Below are 4,756 nucleotides of genomic sequence, written 5' to 3'. Positions count from 1 at the left end.
AAAACGGTGTTTTGAGCAGGCTACGGCTAGCTTCCTAATTTGCTCTTTGATTTTTTGAGTATAAGGACATGTTGGATTCTATGTGCTGTATTGTCAACAATACACTCTTCTTCCTGTATATCTACCAACATGATTTACAGAATTTTATTTTACTATAATTTTACCTATATTCCAAGACAGAAATAAAATAATCAAGAACAAAAACGCATATAACCAATAACTAGCTATATGCATTTTAACACTTAAAGCGAACTGTTAAGTTGCGACTAGTGGTATCCAGTCCTAAGTAAGTCGGAAATATACAGTTTATTTACGACTAGCAAGGCATTTACCCGGCAATAAGAGCTCATCTAAATTGACTTTTTCTTAAAGTAGAAATTTCTACGAAAACTATCTAAATAAACTTTTTATCTCTATGACGGACAAAACATGTCTCAGTTATTCATCAACATCCAAGGTTCTAGTAGTTGACCCACTCCCCATTGGAGTTAACTTTATAACCATCTACTATAGTATTAACCGCTAATCTTCCGCTTTCATTGACATAGTACCATTTGTCTCCAACTTGGAACCATTGATTTACCTTCATTGCACCAGATGATTCCTGATAGTACCAATGGTCTCCATCTTTTATCCAACCAGTTGCCATTGAACCGTTAGCATTGAGATAGTACCACACACCACTGAATTCAACCCAGCCAGTAGACATTGCTCCGCTCTCACTCAAATAATACCATTGGTTACCATCTCTGACCCAACCAGTTGCCATTGAGCCGTTAGCATTGAGATAGTACCACACACCACTGGATTCAACCCAGCCAGTAGACATTGCTCCACTCTCACTCAAATAATACCATTGATTACCATCTCTGACCCAACCAGTTGCCATCGCACCAGTAGAACTCAAGTAGTACCATTTATCCGCTTCCTGATGCCAGCCTTTCACCACTTCACCAGCAGATGTATAAAAATACCACGCACCATTTTCTTGCTTCCAACCAGTCGTTATTGGAACTTTAGTCTCAGTTTTAATAACATCTCCTACATAAGATTGGAGGTAACGAGGAGCAAAAGAAGTAAGAGGAGAGTTTGCTACCATTCTATCTGAAGACCCCAAAGATAATTTATCCTTCTCTGACTTCCTTTCTGTCATCTCCTCAGATACATTTTCTCTTACTGTATTCATGGTCTCGACAGGATTTTCTTTCGCATCTTCAGGAATTCTACTGCCAGCTAGTGTAACTGGTAAATCATGCATACTGTCAATTCTACCGGCCAATAGACCTGTAATTTCTTGACCTGCATCTTCTTTATTAAAGGTGAAAAGTAGAGTTTTTTGATCTGCTTGGGTCAAGAAGGTAGCTTTGTGTCCATTCGCTAAAGTCAAAGTCGGAATAGAATTCACTAGTACCTCAGAATCAAATTGCATAGCTAAGATACCTTGTTCTGCATCCTCTTCTTCTGTTTCCAATTTACGAACGTCCCTGATAGTTACACTCGTTGGATATACCGGATCTTTTGTTAAAAAGTCCCAATTAAATTTTCTAAATGATAGGGTATAGTCATTTTGTCCTTTTTCAGTGTGTTCATACAAGATACCATACTCCCCATTTCCTAATTCTTGGAGCGAATTATAGGCAAACTCTCCTTTTTGAATTGGTCTATGATGTAACCAATTCAAGTCTCCGTTGTCCTCTACACGAGCCAAATGAGCCATTCCATTCGTCCGTTTAGGTCCTCCTGAATTGGTTAAAATGATGTATTCTTTTCCTTCGTGCATGGTGTGAATAGCAGCCATTTGGACATAAACATCTTTAACCTGATTGTATCTCTTGATTTCCTTGTCCCAAGTTTGCCCACCATCTTTACTTGTGGCAACCTGTAAATCACCCGTTAATCCTCTCATAAAGAGTTTCACATCACCATTATTTAACTGTACAGCAACTGACTCTGTATTTTGGGCAGGACTATTATTCATAGTTGAGGAATGAATTTTCCTTCCGCCTACTGTCCTATCATCATTGACAGCAGCTCCAGCCTGCCATGTTTCTCCATGATCATCTGAATAAATCAAACGAGAAGACTGGGATCCGCTTAGATGGGAGATAGCATTGGTGGTATAAGTAGGAACTAAGATACGACCCTTGTGCTCTCCTGTTCTAAGCACAATTCCTGTACCTGGACCTGTTCCTAAAAATTTCATCCAATCTTGGCGAATTGATGGTGTAATATCTCTTGGTTGCGACCATGTTTTCCCATCATCATCACTATAAGAAAGCCACAAATAGCTCGTATAGGCTACACGAAATGGATTTTTAGCAGATGGAGCAAAGTAGATATTCCCAAGAAGCTCTTCTCCTTTATAGAGGTCACCCTTATCTCTGTAGGCTTCTTCTTTTGGATCCACTACAACGCGATAATCTGTTTTTTGATTATTTGCATCATATACTTCTCCGTTTTCTCGAACAGTATATGCTTGATTTTCCCCTTGTTTATATAGTAATTGATAGTGCTTGTCTCCAACTTGTTGATAAGCTTTTTGAGGTTTGTTTGGCATTCCAAAGACAGCTCGACCCTCTGGAAACATATCGTAGATTGAAAAAATTCTCTTTGTGGTATGATCTTGAACCAAGACCATATCGATATTAAGTGGAGATGGTGCCTGCGGATCTTTTGCTTCTGGATTGTCTCGCAGGTTGGTCAAGGTTAAGGTTGGCTGCCAAGTAGTTCCCCCATCCTCACTTCTCCTAACGACCATAGCAATATCTCCCCAATCAGAATGGTGGAGACGACGCTGATCTGCTCCTGCTAGTAATGTTCCTTTATCCGTACGTAGCAAAGCTGGAATCCGATAACTCTTAATTCCTTCACTATTTGGCTTATCATTGACACCACTCATAAACAACTCTTGCTTTTCTGTCAAGACAGCTCCTTCAGGAAGTGATGGTTCAATATCTGTTACATCAAATAACTGGCTACGTTTTTTGACTTCCTCTGGAGTTAGAGCACGATTGTATACAGTCAGATTACGAATAGAAAGATCTGAGCCCCACTTCAGTTCTCCTGCTCTATTAGTTGCACCTAACTGGAGTTTATCCACATCTGGCATGTCTGCCAGGAATTTTCCTGACTTTTTATTCGTACGAGATAATACACCATTCACATAAAGACGAACTTGACCATTTGGACTATCCTTTCTTGGTCTTTCAACAGTAAAAGTAACCGAATTATACTTGCCTGGTCTAATCTTCAAAGGCGCATCTGTATAACTTCCATAAAATTGACTACCATCAGCTCCACGTCCCTCTATCAAAGCTGTCCCATTATTGATTGCCATTGTAAAGTACTCATTTACTTTAGTTGTACTGGAAGCAGAAAAGAGATTGTAAAAACTAGGACCATCAGCAGCCGGTTTGAACTCCACATGAACAGTTGCATTTTGGAGTCCCTTTACTTTCTCCAACTCATCAGACAAGTCTACTTTTTTTTCGTTTGAATCATTCGTCTCTAAGTCATCTTTTTCTATCACTGTTTCGACATTTTCTAAATCTCGTGCATAGTAATCTCTTGGAATTTTTTCTTCTTGCTTGTCTTCATGTTCTTGCTCATTGCCAGAAAGTTCAGTCTCTGAAACAGACTCTACATGCTCTGCAGGAAGAGTTATATTTTCTCCTTCCTCAGAAGGCTGGCTCTTTTCTGTATCAGTTAGGGTTGAGCTCCCCCCCCCCCGAAAGTTGAGTTTCATTTGCCAGAGGTTGCTCACTCGCCCCTTCTTGAGCTAAAACAGGAGACGTTCCAAACACCACTGCTCCCACAATCATAGAAACCGCTCCTACCGATAGTTTCCTAATGCTATAACGACACTTACGTTCTTGAACATTCCGATTCATACTGTTCCTCTCTATATCTATATCCCGATTTCTGAAATAAGACATTTACTCCAGAAAATGCACTTAGTTTGTCTTTTCTTAACTTTCTTTTACTACAGTTCATTTAAATGACAAAAATGAACTAAACAAACTATCTCAAATTGGTGCCAAATTTCCCCTCTCCTTTCTCCGATCAGACTCCTACCAATCTAGTTTATCTACCAGGACACCGCTGCAATTAAACTAAAATATCTCTTTATAAGCAAATTATTGGACATCAGCTTATGCTATTTACACCATACTTCCTGCTCAATCCTTATCGAACACTTTTTCAAATAGCTTTTCATAAGCATAAATACTTGTAGAAATAATGGGAAATATAATCAAGCTCACAATCAGAATCTTATCCAGCTTAAAGGGGACAATCCCAAATAAGTGAAGAAATAAATCAATCAGAAAACTGTCGAAAAAAACTGTCAAAAGTAGTTCAATTTGTCTTTTTCTCTGCTTTTTTGTCTTGAATACCTTAAATATCATATTATTCCCCTTTTCTAAGCTTCAATCCCTTCTCTCTATCTGTCATTTCGCATAGCTGCTACTATTTTTACAGCAATCTATCTTTAAATATACATAAAGATAGATTCTATCACTTTTTATAAGTGTTAGCAAATTTATTATACCTCATTTCTAAAACGCTTTCAATACAGTGTAGTATAATAGATTTTAGTTTCAAGAAACTCTTTTGTATAATAATATCCTTGAAAGTAGTTTCAGATGAACATTTATAGTCCATAAAAAGAAAACAGAGACTCATCTGTTTTTATACTCAATGAAAATCAAAGACCAAACTAAGAAGCTAGCCGCATGATGCTCAAAACACCGTTTTG

The 4,756-nt window shown here is 38.2% G+C and carries 2 protein-coding genes and 2 pseudogenes; all 4 read right to left on the bottom strand.

The window, feature by feature from the left end; genetic code table 11:
- Positions 1-460 precede the first annotated feature (460 nt).
- Positions 461-1,003, bottom strand: a pseudogene (locus HT699_RS12185) (sialidase); the annotation flags it as partial.
- A 654-nt stretch (positions 1,004-1,657) separates the two neighbouring features.
- A pseudogene (locus HT699_RS12180) lies at positions 1,658-3,745 on the bottom strand (sialidase family protein); the annotation flags it as partial.
- Positions 3,702-3,890 carry a YSIRK-type signal peptide-containing protein gene (locus HT699_RS06585; RefSeq protein WP_078800240.1) on the bottom strand — a complete coding sequence of 63 codons (189 nt, stop codon included), beginning with the start codon at positions 3,888-3,890 and terminating at the stop codon, positions 3,702-3,704. The gene HT699_RS06585 and the pseudogene HT699_RS12180, both read right to left, overlap by 44 nt.
- A 288-nt stretch (positions 3,891-4,178) precedes the next feature.
- Positions 4,179-4,406, bottom strand: a complete 228-nt coding sequence (locus HT699_RS06580) for a hypothetical protein (RefSeq protein WP_054388273.1) — start codon at positions 4,404-4,406, stop codon at positions 4,179-4,181.
- Positions 4,407-4,756 lie beyond the last annotated feature (350 nt).

This window comes from Streptococcus sp. 1055, from assembly GCF_013276815.1.
In the GTDB taxonomy this organism is placed as follows: domain Bacteria; phylum Bacillota; class Bacilli; order Lactobacillales; family Streptococcaceae; genus Streptococcus; species Streptococcus pseudopneumoniae.
Note: the sequence above shows the minus strand (reverse complement) of the source record. Positions and strands in the feature narration are given on the sequence as shown.

What these genes read in the sequence shown, in the direction of transcription:
- HT699_RS06585 (WP_078800240.1), bottom strand. Translation starts at nt 3,890, where the DNA reads ATGAATCGGAATGTTCAAGAACGTAAGTGTCGTTATAGCATTAGGAAA.
- HT699_RS06580 (WP_054388273.1), bottom strand. Translation starts at nt 4,406, where the DNA reads ATGATATTTAAGGTATTCAAGACAAAAAAGCAGAGAAAAAGACAAATT.